24 protein-coding genes are annotated in these 25,417 nt (G+C 45.3%); 19 read left to right on the top strand and 5 right to left on the bottom strand.

Going from position 1 to position 25,417, the window contains the following annotated elements; translation table 11 throughout:
- Nucleotides 1-2: 2 nt before the first annotated feature.
- The gene (gene aceA, locus ACFO5U_RS07705) at nucleotides 3-1,295 is read right to left on the bottom strand and encodes an isocitrate lyase (protein ID WP_377278128.1); all 1,293 of its coding nucleotides are present in this window, start codon (nucleotides 1,293-1,295) and stop codon (nucleotides 3-5) included.
- Nucleotides 1,296-1,476: 181 nt separating this feature from the next.
- Between aceA and ACFO5U_RS07700 the strand changes: the two genes are divergently transcribed.
- From ACFO5U_RS07700 to ACFO5U_RS07680, 5 genes are all read left to right on the top strand, one after another.
- Nucleotides 1,477-2,127: a LytTR family DNA-binding domain-containing protein gene (locus ACFO5U_RS07700; protein ID WP_377278126.1), complete on the top strand. Its 651-nt coding sequence runs from the start codon at nucleotides 1,477-1,479 to the stop codon at nucleotides 2,125-2,127.
- Between the two features lie 92 nt (nucleotides 2,128-2,219).
- Nucleotides 2,220-2,525, top strand: a complete 306-nt coding sequence (locus ACFO5U_RS07695; RefSeq protein ID WP_377278124.1) for a hypothetical protein — start codon at nucleotides 2,220-2,222, stop codon at nucleotides 2,523-2,525.
- Nucleotides 2,526-3,414: 889 nt separating this feature from the next.
- Nucleotides 3,415-3,651, top strand: coding sequence for a hypothetical protein (locus ACFO5U_RS07690; protein ID WP_377278122.1), 237 nt, complete (start codon nucleotides 3,415-3,417; stop codon nucleotides 3,649-3,651).
- A gap of 599 nt (nucleotides 3,652-4,250) precedes the next feature.
- Complete coding sequence (locus ACFO5U_RS07685) at nucleotides 4,251-4,715, top strand: DUF2691 family protein (protein ID WP_377278120.1); 465 nt, start codon at nucleotides 4,251-4,253, stop codon at nucleotides 4,713-4,715.
- A gap of 108 nt (nucleotides 4,716-4,823) precedes the next feature.
- A complete protein-coding gene (locus ACFO5U_RS07680; RefSeq protein ID WP_377278118.1) occupies nucleotides 4,824-5,618 on the top strand; it encodes a phosphotransferase enzyme family protein in 795 nt (264 codons plus the stop codon).
- 25 nt (nucleotides 5,619-5,643) lie between these two features.
- Here ACFO5U_RS07680 and ACFO5U_RS07675 read toward each other — a convergent pair whose 3' ends face one another.
- On the bottom strand, nucleotides 5,644-6,180 hold the full coding sequence (locus ACFO5U_RS07675) for a GNAT family N-acetyltransferase (RefSeq protein ID WP_377278116.1): 537 nt from the start codon (nucleotides 6,178-6,180) through the stop codon (nucleotides 5,644-5,646).
- A gap of 154 nt (nucleotides 6,181-6,334) precedes the next feature.
- On the opposite strand from ACFO5U_RS07675, the gene ACFO5U_RS07670 reads away from it, so the two are divergent.
- The 4 genes from ACFO5U_RS07670 (at nucleotide 6,335) to ACFO5U_RS07655 (ending at nucleotide 9,196) form a co-directional block, all read left to right on the top strand.
- Complete coding sequence (locus tag ACFO5U_RS07670; RefSeq protein WP_377278114.1) at nucleotides 6,335-6,952, top strand: VanZ family protein; 618 nt, start codon at nucleotides 6,335-6,337, stop codon at nucleotides 6,950-6,952.
- Nucleotides 6,953-7,019: 67 nt separating this feature from the next.
- Nucleotides 7,020-7,460 carry a hypothetical protein gene (locus tag ACFO5U_RS07665; RefSeq protein WP_377278112.1) on the top strand — a complete coding sequence of 147 codons (441 nt, stop codon included), beginning with the start codon at nucleotides 7,020-7,022 and terminating at the stop codon, nucleotides 7,458-7,460.
- A gap of 93 nt (nucleotides 7,461-7,553) precedes the next feature.
- Complete coding sequence (locus ACFO5U_RS07660; RefSeq protein ID WP_377278110.1) at nucleotides 7,554-7,976, top strand: hypothetical protein; 423 nt, start codon at nucleotides 7,554-7,556, stop codon at nucleotides 7,974-7,976.
- A gap of 374 nt (nucleotides 7,977-8,350) precedes the next feature.
- On the top strand, nucleotides 8,351-9,196 hold the full coding sequence (locus tag ACFO5U_RS07655) for a LysM peptidoglycan-binding domain-containing protein (protein WP_377278108.1): 846 nt from the start codon (nucleotides 8,351-8,353) through the stop codon (nucleotides 9,194-9,196).
- 76 nt (nucleotides 9,197-9,272) lie between these two features.
- On the opposite strand, the gene ACFO5U_RS07650 is transcribed toward ACFO5U_RS07655, so the two are convergent.
- Nucleotides 9,273-10,271, bottom strand: a complete 999-nt coding sequence (locus ACFO5U_RS07650; protein WP_377278106.1) for a TRM11 family SAM-dependent methyltransferase — start codon at nucleotides 10,269-10,271, stop codon at nucleotides 9,273-9,275.
- A 550-nt stretch (nucleotides 10,272-10,821) separates the two neighbouring features.
- Between ACFO5U_RS07650 and ACFO5U_RS07645 the strand changes: the two genes are divergently transcribed.
- The 3 genes from ACFO5U_RS07645 (at nucleotide 10,822) to ACFO5U_RS07635 (ending at nucleotide 14,339) form a co-directional block, all read left to right on the top strand.
- Entirely contained in the window at nucleotides 10,822-11,988 is a 1,167-nt protein-coding gene (locus ACFO5U_RS07645; RefSeq protein ID WP_377278104.1) for an aminotransferase class I/II-fold pyridoxal phosphate-dependent enzyme, read from the top strand.
- Between the two features lie 181 nt (nucleotides 11,989-12,169).
- A complete protein-coding gene (locus tag ACFO5U_RS07640; protein WP_377278102.1) occupies nucleotides 12,170-13,798 on the top strand; it encodes a M20/M25/M40 family metallo-hydrolase in 1,629 nt (542 codons plus the stop codon).
- A 43-nt stretch (nucleotides 13,799-13,841) separates the two neighbouring features.
- Nucleotides 13,842-14,339: a cupin domain-containing protein gene (locus ACFO5U_RS07635; protein WP_377278100.1), complete on the top strand. Its 498-nt coding sequence runs from the start codon at nucleotides 13,842-13,844 to the stop codon at nucleotides 14,337-14,339.
- A gap of 47 nt (nucleotides 14,340-14,386) precedes the next feature.
- On the opposite strand, the gene ACFO5U_RS07630 is transcribed toward ACFO5U_RS07635, so the two are convergent.
- On the bottom strand, nucleotides 14,387-15,751 hold the full coding sequence (locus ACFO5U_RS07630) for an aspartate kinase (RefSeq protein ID WP_377278098.1): 1,365 nt from the start codon (nucleotides 15,749-15,751) through the stop codon (nucleotides 14,387-14,389).
- A gap of 128 nt (nucleotides 15,752-15,879) precedes the next feature.
- On the opposite strand from ACFO5U_RS07630, the gene ACFO5U_RS07625 reads away from it, so the two are divergent.
- Genes ACFO5U_RS07625 through thrB form a run of 3 tightly spaced genes read left to right on the top strand, consistent with a single transcriptional unit; the run spans nucleotide 15,880 to nucleotide 19,138 of the window.
- Complete coding sequence (locus ACFO5U_RS07625) at nucleotides 15,880-17,178, top strand: homoserine dehydrogenase (protein ID WP_377278096.1); 1,299 nt, start codon at nucleotides 15,880-15,882, stop codon at nucleotides 17,176-17,178.
- The gene (gene thrC / locus ACFO5U_RS07620) at nucleotides 17,175-18,236 is read left to right on the top strand and encodes a threonine synthase (RefSeq protein ID WP_377278094.1); all 1,062 of its coding nucleotides are present in this window, start codon (nucleotides 17,175-17,177) and stop codon (nucleotides 18,234-18,236) included. The genes ACFO5U_RS07625 and thrC overlap by 4 nt, the downstream gene beginning before the upstream one ends.
- Nucleotides 18,233-19,138, top strand: coding sequence for a homoserine kinase (thrB, locus tag ACFO5U_RS07615; protein WP_377278092.1), 906 nt, complete (start codon nucleotides 18,233-18,235; stop codon nucleotides 19,136-19,138). Before thrC ends, thrB begins: the two co-directional genes overlap by 4 nt.
- A 50-nt stretch (nucleotides 19,139-19,188) precedes the next feature.
- On the opposite strand, the gene ACFO5U_RS07610 is transcribed toward thrB, so the two are convergent.
- Nucleotides 19,189-20,613: an NAD-dependent succinate-semialdehyde dehydrogenase gene (locus ACFO5U_RS07610; RefSeq protein WP_377278090.1), complete on the bottom strand. Its 1,425-nt coding sequence runs from the start codon at nucleotides 20,611-20,613 to the stop codon at nucleotides 19,189-19,191.
- Between the two features lie 338 nt (nucleotides 20,614-20,951).
- Between ACFO5U_RS07610 and ACFO5U_RS07605 the strand changes: the two genes are divergently transcribed.
- The 4 genes from ACFO5U_RS07605 to ACFO5U_RS07590 all read left to right on the top strand — a co-directional run bounded on the left by ACFO5U_RS07605 (nucleotide 20,952) and on the right by ACFO5U_RS07590 (nucleotide 25,190).
- Complete coding sequence (locus ACFO5U_RS07605) at nucleotides 20,952-22,148, top strand: hypothetical protein (RefSeq protein ID WP_377279475.1); 1,197 nt, start codon at nucleotides 20,952-20,954, stop codon at nucleotides 22,146-22,148.
- Between the two features lie 19 nt (nucleotides 22,149-22,167).
- Nucleotides 22,168-23,310 (top strand): amidohydrolase, encoded by a 1,143-nt coding sequence (locus tag ACFO5U_RS07600; RefSeq protein WP_377278088.1) that lies wholly within the window; start codon nucleotides 22,168-22,170, stop codon nucleotides 23,308-23,310.
- Between the two features lie 55 nt (nucleotides 23,311-23,365).
- Nucleotides 23,366-24,661 carry a Zn-dependent hydrolase gene (locus ACFO5U_RS07595; RefSeq protein ID WP_377278086.1) on the top strand — a complete coding sequence of 432 codons (1,296 nt, stop codon included), beginning with the start codon at nucleotides 23,366-23,368 and terminating at the stop codon, nucleotides 24,659-24,661.
- Between the two features lie 229 nt (nucleotides 24,662-24,890).
- Complete coding sequence (locus ACFO5U_RS07590; protein WP_377278084.1) at nucleotides 24,891-25,190, top strand: MarR family transcriptional regulator; 300 nt, start codon at nucleotides 24,891-24,893, stop codon at nucleotides 25,188-25,190.
- Nucleotides 25,191-25,417 lie beyond the last annotated feature (227 nt).

The following is a 25,417-nucleotide window of genomic DNA, read 5'->3' as shown; positions in this document are numbered from 1 at the left end:
AATCACCCTTTCGTTGTCTGGAATTGTTCTGTTTCAGTCGAACCTTTCATGGCTGTTGTTGAACTTGTGCCACCGGATACGATTTGTGAGATCTCATCGAAGTAGCTCGTTCCGACTTCACGCTGGTGGCGCGTCGCAGTGTAGCCTTTTTCTTCTGAAGCGAATTCAGCTTGCTGCAGTTTCGAGTAAGCGGCCATGCCGTGGTCTTTGTAGTCGTGAGCCAGTTCGAACATGCTGTGGTTGAGTGCATGGAAACCAGCAAGTGTAACGAATTGGAATTTATAGCCCATCTTGCCAAGTTCCACTTGGTATTTAGCGATGGTTTCTTCGTCAAGCTTCGCTGCCCAGTTGAATGAAGGCGAGCAGTTGTAAGCGAGCATCTTGCCAGGGAACTGTGCATGGATCGCATCCGCGAATTGCTGTGCTTCTTCCAAGTTCGGGTGGGAAGTTTCACACCAGATCAAGTCAGCATATGGTGCGTAAGCAAGGCCGCGGGCGATTGCCTGGTCGATCCCTGGGTTTGTGCGGTAGAATCCTTCTGGTGTGCGTTCACCAGTGATAAACTGATGGTCGCGCTCATCGATATCGCTAGTGATCAAGTCTGCTGCGTCAGCGTCTGTACGGGCGATGATGATCGTTGGGACTCCCATCACGTCAGCTGCAAGTCTAGCAGAGACCAAGTTTTTCACTGCGTTTTGAGTCGGAAGCAATACTTTGCCGCCCAAGTGTCCGCATTTTTTCTCGGAAGCGAGTTGGTCTTCGAAGTGGACGCCAGCTGCGCCAGCTTCGATCATAGATTTCATCAACTCGTATACATTAAGTGGTCCGCCGAATCCAGCTTCTGCATCCGCGACGATCGGTGCGAACCAGTCAAAGCCTTCTGTGTTTTCAACGCTGTCGATTTGATCTGCACGCTGCAATGCACGGTTGATTTTACGGACAACATCCGGAACCGAATTAACCGGGTACAAGCTCTGATCCGGGTACATCTGTCCTGCGGAGTTGGCATCCGCTGCTACTTGCCAGCCGCTCAAGTAAATCGCCTGCAGTCCTGCTTTTACTTGTTGAATGGCCTGATTGCCGGTAAGTGCGCCTAAAGCGTTTACAAACGGCATCTCATTAATCTGGCGGTAGAGGCGTTCAGCTCCACGCTGTGCAAGTGTGTGCTCGATCAAGACCGAACCGCGAAGCTTCACAACATCTTCTGCTGTGTATGGGCGTTCAATGTTTTCCCATCTTTTATCTTCCTGCCAAGTTTTGTTTAATTCCTCGATTTGCTGTTGTTTGTTTACCATTCCAACCATCCCTTTCTGGAGTAAAAATATTTTCTAACATAAACTGTATTAATACAGTTTGTTTTGATGTATATTAATATATAACAGAATATTCCGCTTGTCCTGAAAAAACGACAAGAGCCATTATAAAGCGACGAAAGGCGGAATATTCGGACGAAAACACTTGAAAGGGGAAACGGCAATGGCAAACACTGTATTAGAACAGGTAGGATTTATCATCGGGGACTGGATTCCGAAGGAGGCATCGATCGCTGTCGCAGCCGATAATCACTATATCTACTATAAAGCCGGGGTTCATGATCTCTCTATTAAAGAAGGACAGCCAGTGTCATCCGGCACAATTGCGGCACGCGTTGCAAAAGAAGGAAGCAAAGTAGAGATGTATGTGGAGAAATCCGTTCTAGGCGCTGCCTACTATGGAATCGGCTATCCGATTGCGCTAGATGGGAAAGAAGCGGTGCTGGTCATCACCTTGCCGCCGGACTATGTGGTCGGCAGAAAAAAACCGCTCGCCTTTCTGACAGGCAAGCAGGACGATAGTTGGCGCCCGATTCCGGTCGACAAAGTTTCCCATATCGAAAGCAGTCAAAAGAAAACCTGGTTCTATGCAGATGAAGAGCCCTATTGTTCAAGCCATACATTGAAGAACCTGAAAGAACAGTTGCCTGATTATTTCTTGACGGTCCACCGATCGTTCATCGTCAACGTGAATTATATAGAAGAGATTGCAAAAGACGTTGCCTCAAACTATGTGTTGACATTGCGTGATGGCTCGACGATTCCCGTGAGCCAGAACTATACAGCCGAAGTCCGCAGCCGTCTCGGATTTTAACAAACTTTACAATTGATTCGGCAGGAAACAACTAGCTCAGGTGGAATAGACTAAACAGAAAGAAAATTGCAAGGGGAAAGGCGGAGGCGGATATGAAACTATGGCCAAAATCCAAGCTAGGCAATATTTCAGTTGTCTTCACGGTTGTCCCATTGTTATTGGCGCTAGTCATCTTCCTTGTGGATGCATTCCAGGAATTGCCGCTGGCGTTTGAAGGCGAGATGACAAATAACCTGCTGCTCACGCTCCTCGTCTTAGCTTCTGTTGCATCGCTCGTTGTAGCGGTGTTTGCTGGTGTACTCGCGATGCTAGTCAGAAGAGAACGCTCGCTCTCAGTCATCGATTCTGTTGTCGTATCGGTTATCGCATTGATCGTTACATGGAGTTGGTGGATGTAAGTTTCTTCTATATGAATAAAAGCAAAAGCCGCTGAGAAGTTCTTAGCGGTTTTTGGCTGTTCAAATAGTACATTATGTGTGACTTCTTTCATGCAGCGAAGACGTAAATAGGTTTATAGAGAGCGATATTATTAAGCACTAACTATATAATTATTCGTTTCCACGGTATATTAGGAGCAGGCAACATAGAAGTGTAACGAAGAATGAAAGTCACGCTTAATGAAAAAGCACACTCGCTCGAGAAGATAAGGAACAAATGGACTTTCGAAGTTAAAAGGCACATTGGACAATGATTAAGAAATAAAAAGGATAAACGAAGTGAAGATCGGAGAGGCATGTAATGGAGCTGTTCTATTTGTTTTGCAAATTTTTGATTGTTTTTTGCGTTATAACTATAAGCAATCCCGTCTACGATCTGACTGGGTGGTGGGGAGCTGTTATTTTATTCTTTCTTGTATTATGGGGGTTTAATTATTTTGATAATAAATTGAAGAAAATACAGCTACATAATATTCACACCAGACTGCCAATTTTAAAAGACTTAGATCTAGGGGATTTGGTTACGCTGGAGCTAAAGAACGGAATGATTTTTTCAAATTTCATTTTCAATTCTTATAATGAACACGATATAACTATCTACAGCCAAATAGACTTAGAGCAAATAATGCAAGGCAAAAATAATGAGCGAAGTATAAGGATAAAAAAAGTGATTAGTATACAAAAGGTGACAAGTTAATGCGGCAACCAAACATTGGTAAGACAGGCGAGCTGTTATAAAGTGAAGCTTGAAGTTTGGACTTGAGTCAATCTTTCTATATGTAATAATCTCCTTAAGGTAAATGAAACTTTCTTCAATAGGTTTCGTATTGTATGGAAAGGAGTGGAAATTATGAAAAAATATATCGTGTTCATTTTAAGTCTTATCCTATTGTATATAGGAGTTCAAATTATATCGGGCTGGGTTCTAACCACTCTCTATGTCCCTGATATATCTTCATCCACTGCTAGTGCAGGAGGAGAATCAGTAATCGCTCAATCTCCCTCCATTCAACTACTAGTGGTTTTACTGATCGCAACGCTAGCCTACGTCATTTCTCAAAAATTCTCAACAAAATCTAGCGCATAATTTCAATTGCGGAGCCATGCTCGAACAAAGCATGGCTCTTTTTTTCTCACATTTTAGCATTGAAAAATTTTCCAATGGATATTTACTTGGAAAATTCTGATGGTATTCTATTAATAACTAAACTATTAAATCAGTGCCTTTATTGAATTCATTTTTTAGTTACAGTCTATTTAAGGAGCGAGGGCCTGGTGTCTCGAGAAAGTGTGAAATTGGTTTTATCAGTTCTAGTTATAGTTTTTGTTGTAGGACTCGGCATGTATCTTCAAAAAATTGATGCACCCGTGTACGGGGTTCCGGCTCTTCTAGAATCATTTTTCGAAAAATAAAGAGCCTCGTAAAAAACTCGTTCCATTGGAATTTCAAGCCGATGAAATGGGTTTTATTTTTACTGTTAGCCACTTACAAAGTAGATTCTAAAAGAACTGTTTTTGCATGGGGATTCAATATACTTGAACGAAAAGAGGAAATGACCATAAAAATTAAAAAGCTGACGGAGTTTACTCTAATATACATTATTACCTTCAATATTCTTTTTCGTTAAGCCCTGTAAACTCACTCCGTTAAATGTGTGGCACCCGTAATCTTAAGGAGATGAACCTATGACAAGAGGAGTCAGCTTTGAAATTCCTAACAACTATGGCAACTATCTTAAGGGCATACTCAAACCAATTGATATCGCTGCTTTTGATTGGCAAATTGGAAGCGGCGAATCATATGCGGTGATTTGGGGCCGAGTGGATAAAGAACTTTTTCCGAGCGAGAAAAACATTATCGAAGGCTCAGAACTGAAAAATCGAATAGAAACGAACAAACATTACCTCGTTTCCGTTGATTTACAAGCCTATCGACATAATGAAGTGGGGCGTGTGGAAACATTTGAAGATTTTATAGTGAGTAATTGCCAACTGGTCCTGCTGGTGGTTGACACTATCTATGTCACAATATATTGCAAAAATCAGGATACGATTCAATTGCTAATAAACAATGCGAGAGCCTGTGGATTTGAAGATATTGAATACATCACCGATGAAAACGACGGCAGGACCAGGCTGTCTGTGTGGTGAATAAAACTAGCACTCATAAAACTGGAAAAACATATAGGGTATTCTATTGCAAGTCAACTTCAAAACGCGTGAGTCAGAATACTAAAGGATTGCGAGGGAGGCAATAGAATGTCCAATGATCAAGACAAATTGAAGTTAACAGGTGGAAATGTATCGGATGTTTATCGTAGAGGAAACATGGTACATCGTGACTTGAAGCCGGAAAGCCGAAAAATCCATGGCTTGTTAAAACACTTACAGAGTAAAGGTTTTACTCAAGTACCACAATTTTTAGGAGTGGATAAAGACGGAAGAGAAATTTTAACATATATTGAAGGGGAAGCAGGCAACTATCCCGTCAAAGACTATATGTGGTCAAACAATGCTTTAAAGGAAATAGCAGAAATGCTTCGACGTTATCATGATTCCACAAGTGACTTTCCAGTGGATAATACTTGGCAACCATTAGATAACACACCATCAAATCATGAAGTGCTATGTCATAATGATTTTGCTATTTACAATATTATTTTTAAAGATAAGAGACCAGTAGCTATCATTGATTTCGATAATGCCGGACCCGGTCCAAGGCTTTGGGATATCGCTTATACTCTTTACACGTGCATTCCTTTAAGTAGATATAGTTTGTCCAATACTTTCGAGGAAAAAGCGCATTACGATTCTGCTCAAGATGCAGATCGTATAAAACAGCGAGTGGAGTTGTTTTTTGAAGCTTACGGGGAGCCGGTGGAAGAAAACTATTTAGAAATGGTGATGCTTCGATTAGAAGGTTTATGCAAAACGATAACGCGAAAAGCGGATGAAGGCGATATAGCCTTTCAAAAGATGGTCGGACAAGGACATGTTGAACATTATCAAAATGAAATTAAATTCATTCTAAAGCATGGCCATGAATGGGCTTAGTGAGAAAGGCAGGGAGAAGCTGTATTTAAAGATTGGCAGATGTCTGGGAAGAAGTTTGCATCGCCATTAACCAACTGCGCCCATTATTGATTTTCTGCATTTTTGAAAAGCCGCATTTTTCGTAACACCTTATTGCGCGAGGGTTGGAAATAGCCGTATCTAGAATAACGAGGTCAGCATCTGTTGTCTCAACTATAGAAACAATGAATTTTTTCACCATGATAGTTCCTAAGCCTTTGTTAAAGAGGCTGGGCACGCCAATAAATTGGTCTATTCCATATACATCTAAGTTTGCAGGATAGCCGAACGTCTGCTGTTCACACTTCTCAATTTTGTAATACTGCATAAAACCTATTGGAGCGCCATTTAACTCGACTATGAATGGAACTACTAAGACGTCGCCATCTATTCTTGGCCCATACTTTTTCTCAACTTGTTGCAACGAAAATGGAGAATTTACATCTCCGTAAAATTTCAAAACCGCTTCTGTGCTAAGCCATCGAGCCATCGTTTCAAGGTCGGCATGGTTCATTTTTCTAATTGACACATTATCTAGGTTCATCCTCAATCCAACTCCTCGTTTTACTGTGTTAATTGAGCCCACTGGCCAATAAGCTGACAAAGTTTTTAACTAGCGCATGGTCAAGGAAAGTCTGATTTCCAGAAACCTTTTTGATGAAATATAGGGATGAGAATATTCTCGATGAGGTGAAAATGTGAATCTGCTTAAAAATATCATACTTATTTTTATATCGCTGCTGGCATCCCAATTTTTAATGTATTACATCATTGATGAAATAATAGTGACTTTTGTTAATTCACCGGTGCCTTATCTAGTTGGCAGGATCTTGCTCGCTTTCATCATTTTTGTCAGCATAAAGTTTTTGCTAAAAGAATTTAAAGTTGACTCTGTCTATGTGGATTTAGCAATGATATTGTATTTCATCTTGTTAGCTTCAATAACATTATTTAAAGGTAATGAGACCTCGAGAGATTTTAATTTTATACCTTTCAATTTCATCAGCTATGCTGCCGAAGTGAATCTTTCTATTTTCATACCAGCTATATTGGTTAATCTGCTGCTTCTCGTGCCACTGGCCGTTTACTTGCGGCTTAAAAAAATTAGATTTACATTTGCATGTAAAATGATTCTTTCGGCAAGTTTACTAATTGATGTTCTCCAATTTCTTACAGCGAGAGGAACATTTGATGTGGATGATTTACTGTTAAATACGATAGGTGCATGTCTCGGGTATTTTGCGGCAAATGCACTTCACAATCAAATCACAAAAACCAACCTAACAAATTCAACTAGATTGCCATCGGAAATGTAAGTGCCAGTTACTGAATATGTTTACGGCTTATACCAAAAAACATAATAAACTAAAGGAGCCATTACAGATGTCTAAAAATGTAGAGTTCCAGTACAACTGGTTACAGGGCGAGTCATGGGCTTCTGGCCATTTGTGCATTGGCAGCAGCAAATTCGAATTTGTTTGTTCCTATATACTTGGCGATCCTTTAGAGCAATTATTGCACGCAGTTTATCAGATAGTACCAGGTCTGGCTCCATTTCCAAGGAAGAAAATTGACTTTGTCATGTTGGAGGAACCGGTTGAATACATATGGGAATTCGAATGGATTACACAACAAAACTTGTCTGTAACTATTCGCGAAAAAGGCTCTGAGTTAAAAATGGGAGTCGTTTACCGAGAGCTTTGCCATATTGAGGATTTGCTGAAGGCGCTGGTGCATGGCATAAATAAAAATGCGGTACTCAGGTCCAATGAAAATATCGAAAAGGTATATCAGCAATTTACAATATATCTTAAAACCGCATAATAGCGATGAATATATATTGATAATAGGCAAACTTCGTACCAATCATTTGAATTTAGATAAGCGAACTGGTGAATAAGAGGGGCGGGGATCAAGATGAATAAAGAAATGGAACAATTGATAGTCAAATCTTTTTTCGAAAAAAGTGTTCAGGACAGAGTGCTTCATGAATTGTTTTCGTCAAAGAAAAGAGATCACGCCTTGAACCGGCTTTGCCATGAATATCAAAGGATGTTGAAAGGCAAATACATGATTGAAATTCCACCACCTAACTCAGATCCCCAAGACATTTACGAATTGCTTATGAACAACGGCGCTGACAAAGAGTGCTATTCATTGTCCTACAACGAAAAAATAGATGGAAAACAATTGCCGCTTCGAGAGGCATTAAAACATGCTGTCGGTTATGGTTTTCCCTCAATTGTTTCATGTGTTTCAGGTGAACTAGCTTATTTTGAAGCTGAACAAATCTACGGTTCCCCGCCAAGGTATATGCTTAAGCGTCCCAAAATGAATTAAGTGGATTTGAATAGTAATTAAGGTTCATAAGCAGCTGAACTGACGAGGATTTTATTTTAAGAGAGGAAGGAAGTTTAATGACCCAATTATTTAAAATAGAAATCACTTCAATTGAGAAATCTATACCTAGGTAGAGAGAATTTCTCGCGAATTTGCGTGTTTTTATTCACCGAAAATATTTAAGGGACTTTTTGATTTTATTAGCAAAGGAATATATCATGTCTCTTGTCGTATAGGAATGGAAAAAACGTGAAAGTTCAAGGGGGATATGGTTTTAAAATATCAGAAAAATAACAAATGAATGATTGTTATTTTTCGTAAAGGGGTACTTAAGTAGTGATGATAAAAATATAAATGGAAAGTAGGGAGGTAAGATGAGTAAACTTCATTTGAACCGTGTCCCTCAAGCCAAAAACGAAGAGCCGCTGTCTTCAAAAGGAAAGAAACGAATGTCCAAAATCCTCTTATCGTTTGCGTTAGTCTCGTCCGCTGCACTTGCAGGACCAGTGATGACACCGAGCGCTGCTACTGAAGTGGCCAGTTATTACATTGTCCAAAAAGGAGACACGTTCTACAGCATCGCGAAAAAGTATGGATTGGTCGTTGAACAGCTGATGGCGGCTAACTTCACCAAGAGCACTCATATCATCGCCGGCCAGAAAATCGCCATTCCGCACAAAAACCAAGCATGGTCTGGAAACCAGGAAAATTTGGATAACCGAAATTACCGCGTGGTCAAAGGAGATACTTTGTATTCCATTTCCAAACGGACCGGTGTTTCAATCGACAGCATCAAGCGGATGAACAATTTAAAATCAGACCTGATCATGATTGGGCAAGTGTTGACGCTTAATCCAGATGTCGGAGTGATTCATCGGACTTCTGCGACTTATTACGTGAAGTCAGGCGATACGAAGTATACTTTGCGCAATAAATTCGGCAGCACAATCACCTTGCCAAGTGGTGAATTGCAAGTGCTCCAACCACTTAAAATCACTGGCAAAGTGCTTGAACTCACGACAGAAGAACCTTTCGGATTGGCGGATGGGCGTGTGATTGAAGTGAAAGTGGGCAATGATTATTATGCGGTCAATCTTTACCAAGGAAACGGCCCGATTCAGCATTTGGCTGATCGCAATGATCTTCGCCTGACGTTTACGGTGGTTCGTGTAGGGCTGCGCTATGAAATGGTTTCTTATGCGGTTCAAGAATTGCAATAGGAGAACTTGAGTCAGGCTTGAACAGAAAAATCACCCGGACAAAATTGTCCAGGTGATTTTTTTGTTAGCTGATATATTATGCTTGTTGCAATTCTCCGGCAAATTGGAAGAATTTGTCCGTTCTCTCGCATACAAGTATTTCCCGCAGAAACAAGGATTTTTTTGCTATGCATCGGTCGGTTATCGTGAAGCCTGCGCCTTCTATCATATGGTCGATCGGATCAATGGTGACGACAAGCAGTTTTTCGGTGAACGGCAATGCGTGTTTCAGGATGTCCTGTTGTTCAAGGGATGTCGCGTGAGTATACAGATTATAAGGCATATCAATAATGGCCACGTCGTATTGTTGATCGATATCCGCAATCGCACCTAAGTCGACCGCTCCAGATAAGCCGAAATGTGCGATGTTTTCCCTTGAACCGTCGACGACGAGCGGATTGATATCGCGGCCGACGATGTCGATGCCCATCGATAAGGCCTCGACCAGCACTGTCCCGATGCCGCAGCACGGGTCGATCGCTTTGACTCCCACAGGATTTGGCACTGCAATATTGGCTAGCGCCCGCGCTACTCTCGTGCTTAATGCAGTCGAGTATTCGCGCGGTTTTTTCTGGTGTTTAAACCAGATAGACTCACTGAGTTCGTAGAAGCCGAAATACCAGCGGCCCTCAAACGGAATCAAACCGAAAGTGACATCCGGGTTGTGGACATCGGCTTTCCCGGTGATGACGAAACCGATCTGCCGCTCAATCTCCCGTTTTTCTGCATACTCCACTTTATCGCTTGTGGCCAATCCGTTGATTTTTGGGAAAATCACTTTGAAAGTAGAATCGTTCATATCAATTTCAGCAGCTTGCTTTAAAATATGTGGCAGTTCCTCGCCTTCAAATAATACTTCAATCCGCTCTTTAATGAATGGGCTCCGGCCCGGTGCAATACCATGCTTGCTTTTGACGACTTTCTCTTCTGTATCCTTGCCGAAAAAAGCACGCATCTCTAGCTGGCATAAGTCTTTTTCGTCTTGATGATATGCATATGTATAGATAAATTCACCTGATGGCGTTACTTGTTTCATTTCATCCCGTCCTTCTTCGCGAGCCCTGTCTAGGCTGCATGAAACAAGTATACCAATATCAACGGCACAATAAGGCGCCTTGAACATCAAAAAGACGACGAACCCCATAAATAGCTAAATCCTAAACCCTGCAATGAAGCATTTCTAAGGACACGAATACATAATGAGTTAGACAGGCGCACTCCCTGATTCGGTGCGAAAACTCAACCCACAGCTTGCCGCCAGATATGATAGGGGACCTAAACAATTCCGCACCCAAACTCCAGCATGAAATTAAGCATTCGATCCATACGGTTAAACAGCAATAAATTTTCCTTGAGCTTGGTACAATCCGCTCGTCATTTAACTCACTCTTCATGTATTATTGCACGTAGTGGACAAATTAACGAGCCGACTCAAAGTCTATCATTTTAGTGATCGGGGTCACGTTCAAGCTAGAAAAAACGTGGCTATGTATAATCTATATAGGTACCATACTTGTCTAAAATCATTCACTACGCTATTAATTATTCACAAAAGCCATTGCTAGTTGCAGAAAGGTTGATTCTCCATGAGCATGAAACTAAATAAACGAGTTGAGTCGATTCGGATTTCGGGAATCCGCCAATTCGCCAATCAAATACCGGCTTATCCCGATGCGGTCAATTTGACGATCGGCCAGCCGGATTTTCCTACACCTGAAGCGGTTAAACAGGCAGGGGCCGAGGCCATCCGCAATGATCGGACGAGCTACACTCACAATGCAGGCGCGGTGGAGCTGCGCCAGGCCGTTCAATCGTTTTTCAAAGACAGCTATGGCTTATCGTACCGTGCAGAAGATGAAATCATTGTCACCAACGGCGCAAGCGAAGGGCTTGATTCCGTATTCCGGACGATTTTGGAAGAAGGCGATGAAGTGATTTTGCCGGCGCCGACTTACCCGGGCTACGAGCCGCTAGTGCAACTATGCGGCGCCAAAGTCGTCTACTTGGATACATCGGAAACCGATTTCAAACCGGATCCGCATGCGCTTGAAGAACTGATCACCGAGCGCACCAAAGCGGTCTTGATGAACTTCCCATCCAATCCTACAGGCGTCACCATGACGATGGATGAGTTGGTCGCTTTAAAAACAGTTTTCGAACGCCACGAGCTGTTTATCGTGGCGGATGAAATATATAGTGAAAATACATTCGGCGGTGCCCACTGCACATTCGCCTGCTTTGAAAACTTGCGTGAGAAAACCATTCTTGTGCATGGCTTATCGAAATCCCATTCGATGACCGGATGGCGCATCGGCTTTATTTTAGGGCCTGTGGAAGTGATGCAGCATGTGTTGAAAGTCCATCAGTACAACGCGATCTGCGCATCAACCCCTTCACAGTACGCGGCGATTGAAGCGCTTGTGCATCAACGCCATGTGCCGGCTGAAATGAACAAAGCCTATATCGAACGCCGTGATTTTGTTTACAAGCGGCTGACGGAGATGGGGATTGATGTCGTCATGCCGACGGGTGCATTCTATATTTTCCCGTCCGTAAAAAAATTCGGCTTATCATCTTATGACTTTGCCATCCGTTTATTGAAAGAAGGCGGCGTGGCAGCGGTACCCGGATCAGCTTTCACCGAATACGGAGAAGGCTTCCTGCGCATTTCGTATGCATACAGCATGCCGGTATTAAAGCTAGGAATGGACCGCTTGGAGAATTTTGTCAACACACTTAAACTACAAGCATAACAGCAATATGAGACAGCCCGCCGCGTAAAACCGCCCGGGCTGTTTGGAGACTCAGCTGCTGAATTCAATTTACAGTCGTGTGCTTTTTTAGTCATTCGCCAGGAATATCATTGCTTCATATGGAATAAATGAACTGAATTTTTGTGTCATTTCAAGTATATGGAAAACGAAAGGATTGGTTATGATGGAACGTTTCTGGGATACTCCGGAGAAATTGGAGGACTTGGTATGTGAGCTGGTCAGCTGGGAAAGTGTTTATTTAACACAAGGAGAAGCAGAGTTCCCAGTAAAACTCAAGGGCTTGCTTGGCGAGTTGGAGTATTTTAAACAAAATCCGGATCATTTGGAGCTGGGGGAAGTCAACTGGGGCAGAACGTTTCTGACCGCACTGTACAAGCATGAACAAGCGCAACATACGGTGGTGCTGATCAGCCATTTCGATACGGTATCGACCGAAGATTACGGCGTCTTGCGCCCGCTATCGACCAGTCCACGGTTGTTGACGCGTGCACTGCATGACCGCAAAGAAATGCTCAACGAAGATGTGCTAAAAGACTTGGAGTCGGGGAATTATTTGTTCGGACGCGGTGTTATGGATATGAAGGCAGGGCTTGCCCTGCATATGGCGCTGCTGGAAAAAGCGTCGACAGAACAGTGGCCAATCAATTTGGTTTTGTTGACAGTACCGGATGAAGAAGTCAATTCCAATGGCATGCGCCATGCAGTGCCGACGCTTTTGGAAATGGCTGATGAACATGATTTGACCTATTCATTGTTCTTGAACGGTGAACCGGTATTCGCTCAAGACCCAAATGAACAGGATTTTAAAGTGTATACGGGCAGCATCGGGAAAATCATGCCGAGTGCTTTGTTCTACGGCAAGGAAACGCATGTCGGCGAACCATTAAGCGGTTTGACATCAAATTACATGGCGTCGTATTTGACGCAAGAGATGAGCTGGAATCCGTCATTCCGTGAGACGCTTTTCGGAGAAACGTCACCGCTCCCGGTCACCGTATTGCAGCGCGACGTGAAAATGGAATATTCCGCACAGACGCCATATCGTGCGGTGTCGATGTATAATGTCTTTTTGCTTGAACGCAATGCAGAACAGACGATGCGGCTGTTTGAAGAGACGGCAAGAAATGCACTTCATAAAATGAGCCGTGATTACGTCGAGATGTGTACACGCGAAGGCATCGAGCCGGTCAATGAAGTGAAGGTGTTCCGCTTTGAAGAATTGAAGGAATATGCATTAGAGAAGTTAGGCGTAAAAACGGTCGAACAAATCATGTCGAACGTCACGGAAGATGTCGACCACGATGTGCGGGAGCAGTCCCATGCCATCACAGACCAATTGCTGATTCAATGCCATGAGCTGACGCCTGCGGTCATCTTGCTGTTTGCACCGCCGTATTATCCGCCGGTCAATTCCAGCGAATCCGAACTGGTCAAACGTTGTGTCAAACAAGTGCAGGAAACTGCGCTCGGTCGTTTTGATTTGGAAGTCAAACAAGGTCATTACTTTAACGGGATTTCGGATTTGAGTTACGTCAATTTCCAAGACCAAAATGATGGCTGGCAAACATATGAGCAAAACACGCCGGTGTACGGCAGAAGCTATAGCATACCGTTTGAAGAAATGCACAAACTGCAGGCGCCGGTGTTGAACGTCGGGCCGTTCGGTCGCGATGCGCATCAGCGGACGGAACGATTGAACCGCAAAAGCGCTTTTGAGGAATTGCCTGTTCTGTTGGAGGATTTGCTGCTTACTCAATTTACGCCGCTTCATACAAATAAACACGCATAAGCACAGGTGTAGCGGGTAAAGAAAGGAAAAGGAGCTGATACCGATGAACGATGCTCGACTTTTCCGTTTTCAAGACGACGGCAGCATCCCGAACAATCCATCGCTGCCTGTGCTTTTTTATCCCGGTGCATTCACTGCGCAGCCAGAAAAGATTGAGCAATCTTTTCAACAGCATGGCTGGGGCAACACGTGGCAAGGCAGCGTCTTTGGCTACCACCACTACCACAGCAATACCCATGAAGCGCTCGGTGTCGTGAGCGGTTCAGCCCGCTTGCAGCTGGGCGGCGAAGAAGGAGAAATCCTAGCCGTTAAAGCAGGGGATGTATGTGTCCTGCCGGCAGGGACAGGCCATAAATGCTTGGAAGCCAGCAGTGATTTCCGCATCGCCGGTGCTTATCCGGGTGGTGTCGAATACAATCTGAAAACAGGCGAAGCGGATGAGCGGCCGTATGTGCTAGAAGACATTCAGAACGTTCCGCTGCCCCGTCAAGACCCGGTATACGGAGAAGAGGGTCCATTGCTTGTGGAATGGAAAGTTTGAGGGAACATAAAAAAGAAGCACACGGCTGATGCCGTGTGCTTCTTTGTTTACCTGATCAAAGCTGGTGCAAAAAACTCTTGATACAATTCATTGAGGATTTTTTCTTCATCCGCTTTTAAAATGCCGAATACGAGGCTGACCTCGGATGATCCTTGGTTGATCATTTCAATATTGACATCGGTCCGCGCGAATGCAGCGGATGCACGTGCAGTTAGACCTTTGTGGTTGTTCATGCCTTCGCCGACGAGCACGATCATCGAAAAGTCGTTGCGGATGTGGACATCGTCAGCCTGTAATTCACGTTTTACTCGTTCCACGATGCGCGCTTCTTTTTCAGTATCAAGCTGATGGCTGCGGAGAATGACCGATAAATTATCGATGCCTGAAGGGATGTGCTCATAGGAGATTTCTTCATCTTCTAAGATCTGCAGCAGTTTGCGGCCGAAGCCGACTTCGCGGTTCATCAAGTATTTACTGACGTATAATGTCGAGAAGCCACTATCAGCAGAAATGCCTGTCACTGGCCGCGAGGAACTACTGCGCTCTGCGACGATCATCGTTCCGGGCGCAGACGGGTTATTCGTATTGCGGATGCATAGCGGTACAGAGGCACGAAACACAGGCATCAGCGCTTCGTCGTGCAGCACGGCAAAACCGGCATACGAAAGTTCGCGCATTTCGCGGTAAGTCATTTGTTCGATTTCGACGGGGTTTTCGACCACTTGAGGATTTGCGGCAAATACACAATCGACATCGGTAAAGTTTTCATAAAGTTCGGCTTTGACAGCAGCTGCCAGGATCGACCCGGTAATATCGGACCCGCCGCGGTCGAACGTGCGGAGCATGCCGCCTTTTGTATAGCCGAAAAACCCTGGGAATACGGTGATGACCGGTTTGTCCGCCAGAGCAGACAGCAATTCATAGGACTCCGGCAGCGCTTGTGCCCGGTCAGGCGGCTCATTGACGAAAAGACCGCCCTTCGCTGGATTGACATATTCTGCTGTTAATCCGATGGAAGTGAAATAAGCGGCAATCAGTTTTGCGGAATTGTCTTCGCCCGCCGCTTTGATCGAGTCGATATACAAATCATGCTGGCCGGGGTCCGCGCGCAAACGGCTTGACAGGTCAGCGCGGATGATGTCGATAATATCGCGCTCGAGCCCGAGTTCATCGGCTATTTCCGCATAGCGGTCGATCACTGACTGCAAAGCATGCTGGACCGGTTCGCCTGAGAGCGCGGCTGTTGCCAAGCGGATCAATAGGTCGGTTACTTTTGTGTCTCCGCTAAAGCGTTTGCCGGGTGCGGAGACGACCACAATGCGGCGAGCGGGGTCTGCTTGGATGATGCTTGCGACCTTTTTGATTTGTTGTGCGCTAGCGACTGAAGTTCCACCGAATTTGCATACTTTCATCGTATCAAGTCCCATCTTTTATAATAGTCTGGAAAAAGGGTTGTTTTAGTTAATATATAATACTATAATGTCTCTATGACAAAAACAACTGTTTTTTCACAGTGTACACACCATGGGAGGAATCGTCAATGAAAAATGAAATTTCAATCGGATTATTAGGTTTCGGAACAGTTGGGAGTGGAGTTGCTAAGATTATCCAGCAGCATCAGGATGATTTGCAGCATAAACTGGGTGCCCAAGTTGCAATCCGAAAAGTATTGGTGCGGGATGCCGGCAAAGATCGGTTTTCGGACCTCGATCCGAATGTCTTCACGACGGATATCGAAGAAATCTTGAATGATTCTTCCCTCGACATCATTGTAGAAGTCATGGGCGGCATGGAAGGCGCGAAATCCGCGATGGAGCAAGCGCTGAAATCCGGCAAGCAAGTCGTTACGGCAAATAAAGATGTTATGGCAGAATATGGCCATGAGCTTTTAAAATTGGCGGATGATGAAAAATGCGACTTGTTTTATGAAGCAAGTGTAGCAGGGGGCATTCCGATTATCCGTACACTTGAAGATGGTTTGGCGTCTGACCGAATTTCGAGCATGATGGGAATTGTCAACGGTACAACCAACTTCATCTTGACGAAAATGAAGCAAGAAAAGAAAAGCTATGAAGATGCATTAGCTGAAGCGACACGTCTCGGGTTTGCGGAAGCCGATCCGACTGCTGATGTCGGGGGACTGGATGCAGCCCGCAAAATGGTCATTCTCTCGTCGCTCGCCTTTTCCACTGAGGTCAACTTGGGCGACGTTCACATCCGCGGTATGGAAACGATTAAAGACGGCGATGTCGAAATGGGCGATAAGCTCGGCTATACAATGAAAATGGTTGGATCTTCGACTAAAGATGAAGATGGAATCGACGTGTCCGTCGAACCGATCTTCCTGGCAAACACCCACCCGCTCGCGGCAGTCAATAACGAATTCAACGCCGTATACATTTACGGGGATGCCGTCGGCGAAACGATGCTTTACGGACCAGGTGCAGGTTCCTTGCCGACAGCAACATCGGTTGTCTCGGATATCATCGCAGCCTGCCGCAATCTTTTGCTCGGCGTTAACGGAAAACGGAAACACTCCGCTCAGTACGCACGCCTCATCAAGCCGGCAGAGAAAAGCTGCTCGAAATATTTCCACCGTCTGCTCGTCGATGACGTGGTCGGCGTCTTATCAAAAGTCAGTGCAATCTACAGCAAGCACGGCGCAAGCATCCAGTCGATTACACAGACACCGGCAACTGGTGAAAACGATGGCAAAGCGGAACTGATCTTGCAAACACATGAAATTTCCCGCCAACAGCATTTGGACGTATTAAATGAATTGCAAAGCATGGCGAGCGTCATTAGCCATTACCGCATTGAAGGGGAGGACGCAGCATGAGATGGCCTGGACTGATCGAACAATATAAAGAGTGGCTTCCGGTGACGGACGCTACCCCAACACTTACATTGCAAGAAGGCAATACGCCGCTTGTGCATCTAGAGACCTTGTCAAAAGAGTGGGGTATCGAGGTATACGCCAAAATTGAAGGCGCCAATCCCACAGGGTCGTTTAAAGACCGCGGAATGGTCATGGCGGTCGCAAAGGCAAAAGAAGAAGGCAATAGCGTGCTGGTTTGTGCATCTACAGGAAACACTTCTGCCTCCGCTGCTGCATACGGTGCAAGAGCGGGAATGCGGACAATTGTCGTCATTCCTGAAGGCCGCATCGCGCTTGGCAAGCTGGCACAGGCGAAAATGTACGGAGCAGAAATACTGGAGATCAAAGGGAATTTCGATGAAGCATTGGAAATGGTACGCGAAATCGGGAAAGCTCCGGGCATCGCACTCGTCAACTCCGTCAACCCTTACCGCATCGAAGGCCAGAAAACAATTGCGTTCGAAGTGATAGAACAGCTAGGGAAAGTGCCTGATTTGTTTGCACTCCCGGTCGGCAACGCGGGAAACATCTCAGCTGCTTGGAAAGGCTTTAGTGAATATGCGGAACGTACAGGCGCTAAACGCCCTGTGCTGCTCGGTGTGCAAGCGGAAGGTGCATCCCCAATCGTTCAAAACAAAATCGTGGAACAGCCTGAAACTGTAGCAACAGCGATCCGCATCGGCAATCCGGCAAGCTGGCAATTGGCGCTGAATGCACTGGACCAATCCAATGGCACGATATTAGCTAGAAGCGATGAAAAAATCCTGGAAGCTTACCAATTGTTGGCGAAAACAGAAGGAATCTTTGCAGAACCAGCCTCTTGTGCATCAATCGCTGGTTTAAAACAACAAGTGGAAGCCGGGCAGGTTGAAAAAGGTTCAACGGTCGTCTGTGTCCTGACAGGAAATGGATTGAAAGATCCGGCAACTGCCATCGAGGTCAGCAAACAAGATGGCATGCTAGAAGCGTCTAACATGGAGCAATTTTGGGAGGCATTGAAAAAGGAGGTCAGCGTATGAGCTGGAAAGATTTTTCGATAGCGGTACCCGCTTCGACAGCGAATCTCGGACCGGGCTTTGACTCGATCGGTTTGGCGCTCGATCTCCATTTGAACATTCACGTCTCTCCCGCAGACGCTTGGCAGCTCGAATACCGAACGGCTGAATATGCACATCTGTCTGACTCTGAAGACAATTTGATCCTTCAGGCGGCACGTAATACCGCCGTTGCTTACGGCAAAACACTGCCAACGGCGAAACTTGAAATCGAAACCGACATCCCGCTCGGCAGGGGGCTTGGCAGTAGTGCATCCGCGATTGCAGCGGGCATCGAATTAGCAGATCGCTTGCTCGGACTGGAGATGACGCCACAAGAGAAAGTGCGTATCGGAACAGATATGGAAGGACATCCGGATAATATTTCCGCTTCGCTGCTCGGCGGCTTGACGATTTCGTATTTTGATGATGAACAACTCGAGACGGTGCATGTGGAACAAGTGGATATCGGAGTCGTGCTGCTCATTCCACAAGCCGTTTTTCTAACCGAGGAATCAAGAGCGTTACTGCCTGAACAACTGTCCTATGGTGACAGTGTGCGAGGAAGCGCTGCAGCGAACGTATTGTCCGCTGCACTTGCGCGGGGCGAGTGGAAAAAGGCGGGAAAACTGATGAGCAAAGATGTGTTCCATCAGCCGTACCGTCAAGACCGCTTTCCGGATTTTCAGGAAATCGGAACCGCTTGCCGGGAGCTCGGTGCTTACGGCTATGCCATCAGCGGCGCTGGCCCATCACTTTTCATTCCAGTGAAAAGCGGTGAAGAGGAAAGAATTGCAAGAGCACTCGGTGAACGCTTCCCTCATTATGAAAGTTTGGTTACTAAGCCGGCAATTGTCGGAACCAAATCGCAAGAAACCGTCGCATAACGAAAACGCTCCGGAAAGCATTGGCTTTCCGGAGCTTTTTTTTATTTGCATTAAAGCTGGATAGAAATGTATTTCGTTTCAAGGAACGCTTCTAAGCCTTCTTGGCCGCCTTCGCGTCCGATACCGCTTTCCTTCATGCCGCCAAATGGCGCCTGTGCAGCAGACGGGGCCCCGTCGTTCCAGCCGACGATGCCGTATTCCAGATGTTCAGCTAAGTACGTGCCACGCGTCATGCTTTCAGTAAAGAAGTAGGACGCCAGGCCGAACCGTGTATCGTTGGCGAGCTTGACGGCCTCTTCATCCGTTTTGAAACTCATGATCGGTGCAACCGGCCCAAAAGTTTCTTCAAACATGACCAACATGCCTTCATTTGCACCGGTGAGTACGGTAGGGTTGTAGAAATAAGCGTCATTTTCAGCTTTGCCATCACCGCCGACGAGCACTTTCGCGCCTTTTTCGACGGCATCTTTCACGTGTCGTTCAACTTTCTCGTAGCCATCTTTATCGACCAGCGGGCCGATATCGACGCCTTCTTCAAGGCCATTGCCGACTTTTAATTGTCCAGCCGCTTTTTGCAATTTCTCAGAAAAAGCGTCGACAATGCTTTCTTGGACATAAATACGGTTGCCGCAAACACATGTCTGTCCGGCATTGCGGAATTTTGAAGCCATGACGCCTTTAACGGCTTTATCAAGGTCCGCATCGTCAAGCACAATGATTGGTGCGTGGCCGCCAAGTTCCAGTGACAAATTGATCATCGTTTCCGAACTTTGCTTCATCAATTCCTTGCCTATCTCCGTCGAACCGGTAAAAGTCAGTTTGCGCACTGATGGATGGCTCGTGAACACTTTGCCGATTTTGGACGCACTGCCGGTCACCAAATTGATAACGCCTTTCGGGAATCCGGCTTCTTCAGCTAGTTCAAAGACGCGGACTGCGGTGAGCGGCGTCATTTTTGCCGGTTTGGAAACAAAAGTACAACCGGCAGCAAGTGCGGGCGCCATCTTTCTTGCCATCATCGCAGCAGGGAAGTTCCACGGCGTAATTGAGGCGACAACACCGACCGGCTGCTTGGTGACTTGGATTCGCTTGCTATCGCTGCTCGCAGGCACGGTACGTCCGTAAACACGTTTGCCTTCTTCGGCGAACCAGGAAATGAACGATGCAGAATATTCAATTTCACCGATCGCTTCCTTCAAAGGTTTGCCCATTTCCTTTGTTAAAATCTCCCCGATCTCTTCTTTATGCTCCAATAGCAAATCGTGCCATTTCATCAATAATTTTGCGCGTTCGTAAGCGGTCGTTTTAGACCATTCCGGAAATGCGGCTGCGGCTGCTTCGACGGCTGCGGTTGCTTCAGCTTCTCCGCCGTTAGGTACGGTGCCGACCTGTTCACCAGTCGCTGGGTTCATGACTTTGATCGTATCGTTGCCTTTATCGGTCCATTCGCCATCTATATAATGTTTGCCGTTCAATATAAACTCCTCCTTATTTTTGCTTCTTGTAGTCAATACCTCTCCTAGAAAATGTCTAAACTTAAACTCCGCCCTGTTAATGCAACGAACACCAGAGGCTCAGCAAAAGTTTTTTAATTTCATATCAAAAGTTTGAGGGTTTTCTAAATACGCAATATATCGCTATTGGAGGCGTTTTCATTACGCTGAACTTTTGTTTAATTTAAAGTTATTTCGAAATAGTCAATAAATTTTATTTCCGAAGTCGAAATTGTGTGCTACTATAGCTTAAAACTAAAAAGCTTCCGAATAAATCATGTAGTAGATAATATTTTGAAGTTGAGAGAGGAATAACAATGATGCCGCAAATGTTAGCCTTGGCCATTATGGCCTTTATCCTGTTTATCGGAGAATTGATATCCATCCGAACCAAAGCCTGGATTCCATCAATTTTTGTTAGTGGGGTGCTGTTCTTAATCGGATATTGGACATTTTTCCCGGAAGATATTGTATCGATCGGCGGCATACCGCCAGTCGTAGCCACTTTACTCATTTATTTATTGATTACGAACATGGGGACTTTGTTATCGCTTGACGAATTGAAAAAGCAGTGGCGTACCATTTTAATCGCTTTGTCGGGTGTCATGGGGATCGTTGTATTCCTGTTGGCAATCGGAACGCTGCTTTTTGATTTCCAAACGGTCATCGTCGCCATTCCGCCGCTCGTTGGCGGTTTAGTGTCAGCATTGATCATGTCGGAAGGCGCAACTGCAGCAGGGCTCCCGACACTTGCGGTGTTTGCCATTGTCATCTATGTTATCCAAGGCTTTGCGGGCTATCCGCTGACATCTGTTATGCTGAAAAGAGAAGGGCGCAATTTGCTGCATAAATACCGCAACAATGATTTGCCGGATTATGTGCCATTAGCGGTCGGGGCAGATGGCGAAAAACAGCAAGATGAGAAACCGAAAATGTTTGCTGCGCTGCCTGAAAAGTACAATACCGATTTCTTTAAATTTTTCCGCTTGGCATTGGTTGGTTATGCTGCGTACTTAGCTTCGACACTGGCAGCACCGGTTGTAGAAATCAGCCCATATGTATTGTGTTTGTTATTCGGTGTATTTGCCCGTTCAATCGGATTTTTGGAACGCCACCCGCTGCAAAAGGCAAATGGCTTCGGCTTTGCCATCATGGCGTTGTTGCTGTTCATCTTTGATGGTTTAAAAACGGCGACGCCGCAAATGATGCTGGAAATCCTGTATCCATTGATCGGCTGTATCATCATCGGCCTGGTCGGCATGTATATCTTCTCATTCATCATCGGAAAAATCCTCAAAGTCAGCAAGGAAATGGCATTTGCTTGTTCATTGACTGCATTGTACGGATTTCCGGCAGACTATATCATCACCGTCGAAGTGATCAATGCGTTGACTCAGGATGAGGCAGAGCGAGAAATGCTGACGAGCCGCATGCTGCCGCCGATGCTCGTGGCTGGATTTATTACCGTAACGATCGTTTCGGTCATACTGGCTGGCATCTTTGTCGGATTCCTTTAAAAAATAGGAGGGTTTTGCAGTGATTCATCAAACAATCAAACACTATATCGCCGAACATAATGAAGAATTAATCAGCATCCGAAGAAAATTGCATAGTGAGCCGGAACTGTCTTGGGAAGAATACAACACAACAGAATATGTGGTGAACTATTTGGCGGATATAGGGATCGCGTGCCGCAAAACAAAACCGACGGGTGTCATCGGTGAACTGGTTGGTGGCAAACCTGGCAAGACGGTGGCGTTAAGAGCTGATATGGATGCGTTGTCGGTAGATCAACTGACGGAAGACTTGCCATATGGATCCAAAGAACCCGGTAAAATGCACGCCTGCGGGCACGACGCGCATACGGCAATGCTGTTGATTGCGGCTAAAGCACTTGCCTCGATTAAAGAGGATCTTTCCGGCACGGTGCGCTTTTTGTTCCAGCCGGCAGAAGAAGTAGCGACGGGTGCACGCGCAATGGTCAAGCAAGGGGCAATGGAAGGCGTCGATAATGTCTTTGGAATCCACATCTGGTCGCAAAGCCCAACCGGCAAAGTGTCGTGCACACCTGGGCCATCGTTCGCATCCGCTGATATCTTCACTGTCCGGTTTACCGGGCGCGGCGGCCATGGAGCCATGCCGCAAGATTGCATCGACGCATCAGTCATGGCATCTTCATTCGTCATGAATGTGCAATCCATCGTTTCGCGGACAATCGATCCGAAGCAGCCAGCAGTGGTGACGGTCGGGAAAATGATGGTCGGCACACGATTCAATGTAATTGCCGAAAATGCGGTCATCGAGGGAACGGTGCGTTGTTTTGACCCGTCGGTCCGTGATCATATTGAAGAGCAATTGGCAATCTATGCGAAAAACACAGCTGAGTTATATGGTGGTACTGCTCAGTTGGAGTATATTCGCGGTACGCAAGCAGTGATTAACGATACGGAAAGTGCAGAACACGCCCAAGCAGTGGCAGCGGAAGCATTCGGAGAAGATGCACTCTATAGTGAAGATCCAACTATGGGCGGAGAGGATTTTTCGTTCTTTCTCGATGAAGCGCCAGGTTGTTTCGCATTAGTCGGTTCAGGGAATCCGGAAAAAGATACCCAATGGGCCCATCACCATGGCCGATTCAATATCGATGAAGATGCACTTCCGACAGGTGCGGAATTATAGGCACAATACGCGTATTCATATTTGGAAAAAAATGAAAACGGTAATGGAGGGGCTTATGGGAAATAGTACAGTATATGAAGATTTGCTTAAAACCTATGACACATCACTGGACCATTCAGGTGTAAAGGGTGAGCGCTTGGCCTGTAGGTTACAGGAGTTATCGGAAATCGGCTACACCGAGCCAGGTGGCGTTAAACGCCCTGGTTTATCCGCTGAAGAAAAACAAGCCAAGCAATTGGTCAAGTCCTGGATGGAACAAGCTGGGCTGAAAGTAAAAGAAGATGGAGCAGGAAATGTTTTTGGGTACTTGGAAGGAAAGACGCACGGTCCGGCCATTGCTTCAGGGTCTCATGTAGACAGCGTACCGAACGGAGGGAATTTTGACGGCCCGCTCGGGGTTTTGTCGGCACTCGAAGTAGTGGAAGCTTGGAAGGAAACTGGATTTGTTCCAGATAAACCGTATGAGATGATCATTTTCACCGATGAAGAAGGCTCGCGCTTTAATAGTGGATTGACAGGAAGCCGTGCGATGACCGGTGATATCACTAAAGCGGAAATGGATCAATTGAAGGACTACAATAATGAAGGGTTGGAGCAGGTGCTGACTAGCTACGGTAGTTCTTTAAAAGCTTTTCAGCAATCTGTCCGTGATTTAGCAGAACTTGAATTATTTGTTGAAGTCCATATCGAACAAGGAAAAATATTGGAGCAGCAGGATGAACCGGTCGGCATCGTCAGCGGCATTGCAGGGCCAGCGTGGATGCAAGTCGAGTTTTCCGGTTCTGCAGGACATGCAGGCAATACGCCGATGATTGGCAGAACAGATAGTTTAGTAGCTGCAGGAGAGTTTGTCAGCCGCTTGCCCGAACTTCCCCGCACTGTCAGCAATACGGCGGTTGCTACAGTCGGTAAACTCGATGTTTCGCCAAACGGCATTAATGTCATTCCAGAGCGTGTCGTCTTGCATGTCGATGCGCGCGATATCCATACAGAGCCAAGAGATTTGCTCGTCTCACGCATACAGCAACTGGCGGAAGAGGTAGCGGAAAAGCACGGTGTTGCGATACATCTTCAACAAAACACCAGCATCACCCCTGTACCGATTGCGGATGAATTGCAACAGGAACTAGCCGGTATTTTGGAGAAACATAACATCAAGCCTGTCAGAATTCCAAGTGGTGCAGGCCATGATGCCATGATTCTAGGAAGGCATATTCCAGTCGCGATGCTATTCGTACGCAGCCAAGACGGCATCAGCCATAATCCGAAAGAATGGTCTTCGTTATCGGATTGCGTACAAGGCGTACATGTTTTAAAAGCGTTCATTGAATTGCAAATGGGGAAAACCTAACGGAATAAGTATAAATGACAAAAAGACGGGGACATGTCCCTGTCTTTTTTTTAGTTAAATGGGACTGAATTAAAGCGATTTGGAACTGGTAAGTTAGTATACATTATTTGGTTTTTATTAAAATTCAATGGAGTTAACAGGATAAAATGATATACAGTGTATATTTTTCAGTAATTCGGGTATAGATAACTACGAACTATCCTGAGAAAGGGAGATGGAGGTGACGAACGTGAAAGCAGTTGAGAGAAACGTAACCAATTCTGGACGCCCATTTTCTGAGGAAAAGATCCTCAAGGAATGCCGCCACTATTTTTCATCAGAAACTGCTCGAACAGCAGAAATTGGCGAAAGATTCATGGAATACTTCATCAAGAATGCCTCCAATGAAGGGGTTCTTTTCAAGACAATTAAAGAAATAACCCATGACTTGAATATTTCTCACCAAACCTTGACGAAAGTATTGAAACGACTCGAGGAAAAAGAGATTATTTATAGAAGAAATGGCATTATCGGCTTTTGGAATGAATAAAATAGAGTATAAAAACCAGGCGGAGATTTCCATTCTCCTCCTGGTTTTTTTGTATTGATATTTGCAATCTCCAGCAATACACATAGGTGCTTGCATGAGTAGTACTGGAGAATCTATTTGCTAAATTGAAAAAGATGAATATTTATTAGGTTAATATCCACTGATTTAAATTGATTCTATATAACCATTTCGTAATCTAATGATAGAAAAAATGTAAATTAAGAAGC

Origin of the sequence: Planococcus dechangensis (assembly GCF_042654465.1) — a bacterium.
GTDB lineage: Bacteria > Bacillota > Bacilli > Bacillales_A > Planococcaceae > Planococcus > Planococcus dechangensis.
This window is presented reverse-complemented; position numbering and strand designations above follow the sequence as displayed.

Coding starts and splice junctions, on each gene's coding strand:
- ACFO5U_RS07625 (WP_377278096.1), top strand. CDS start 15,880: ATGAAAAATGAAATTTCAATCGGATTATTAGGTTTCGGAACAGTTGGG.
- ACFO5U_RS07650 (WP_377278106.1), bottom strand. CDS start 10,271: ATGAAACAAGTAACGCCATCAGGTGAATTTATCTATACATATGCATAT.
- ACFO5U_RS07695 (WP_377278124.1), top strand. CDS start 2,220: ATGAAACTATGGCCAAAATCCAAGCTAGGCAATATTTCAGTTGTCTTC.
- ACFO5U_RS07690 (WP_377278122.1), top strand. CDS start 3,415: ATGAAAAAATATATCGTGTTCATTTTAAGTCTTATCCTATTGTATATA.
- ACFO5U_RS07685 (WP_377278120.1), top strand. CDS start 4,251: ATGACAAGAGGAGTCAGCTTTGAAATTCCTAACAACTATGGCAACTAT.
- ACFO5U_RS07655 (WP_377278108.1), top strand. CDS start 8,351: ATGAGTAAACTTCATTTGAACCGTGTCCCTCAAGCCAAAAACGAAGAG.
- ACFO5U_RS07640 (WP_377278102.1), top strand. CDS start 12,170: ATGATGGAACGTTTCTGGGATACTCCGGAGAAATTGGAGGACTTGGTA.
- ACFO5U_RS07680 (WP_377278118.1), top strand. CDS start 4,824: ATGTCCAATGATCAAGACAAATTGAAGTTAACAGGTGGAAATGTATCG.
- ACFO5U_RS07630 (WP_377278098.1), bottom strand. CDS start 15,751: ATGAAAGTATGCAAATTCGGTGGAACTTCAGTCGCTAGCGCACAACAA.
- thrC (WP_377278094.1), top strand. CDS start 17,175: ATGAGATGGCCTGGACTGATCGAACAATATAAAGAGTGGCTTCCGGTG.
- ACFO5U_RS07605 (WP_377279475.1), top strand. CDS start 20,952: ATGCCGCAAATGTTAGCCTTGGCCATTATGGCCTTTATCCTGTTTATC.
- ACFO5U_RS07660 (WP_377278110.1), top strand. CDS start 7,554: ATGAATAAAGAAATGGAACAATTGATAGTCAAATCTTTTTTCGAAAAA.
- ACFO5U_RS07645 (WP_377278104.1), top strand. CDS start 10,822: ATGAGCATGAAACTAAATAAACGAGTTGAGTCGATTCGGATTTCGGGA.
- thrB (WP_377278092.1), top strand. CDS start 18,233: ATGAGCTGGAAAGATTTTTCGATAGCGGTACCCGCTTCGACAGCGAAT.
- aceA (WP_377278128.1), bottom strand. CDS start 1,295: ATGGTAAACAAACAACAGCAAATCGAGGAATTAAACAAAACTTGGCAG.
- ACFO5U_RS07595 (WP_377278086.1), top strand. CDS start 23,366: ATGGGAAATAGTACAGTATATGAAGATTTGCTTAAAACCTATGACACA.
- ACFO5U_RS07665 (WP_377278112.1), top strand. CDS start 7,020: ATGTCTAAAAATGTAGAGTTCCAGTACAACTGGTTACAGGGCGAGTCA.
- ACFO5U_RS07635 (WP_377278100.1), top strand. CDS start 13,842: ATGAACGATGCTCGACTTTTCCGTTTTCAAGACGACGGCAGCATCCCG.
- ACFO5U_RS07675 (WP_377278116.1), bottom strand. CDS start 6,180: ATGAACCTAGATAATGTGTCAATTAGAAAAATGAACCATGCCGACCTT.
- ACFO5U_RS07700 (WP_377278126.1), top strand. CDS start 1,477: ATGGCAAACACTGTATTAGAACAGGTAGGATTTATCATCGGGGACTGG.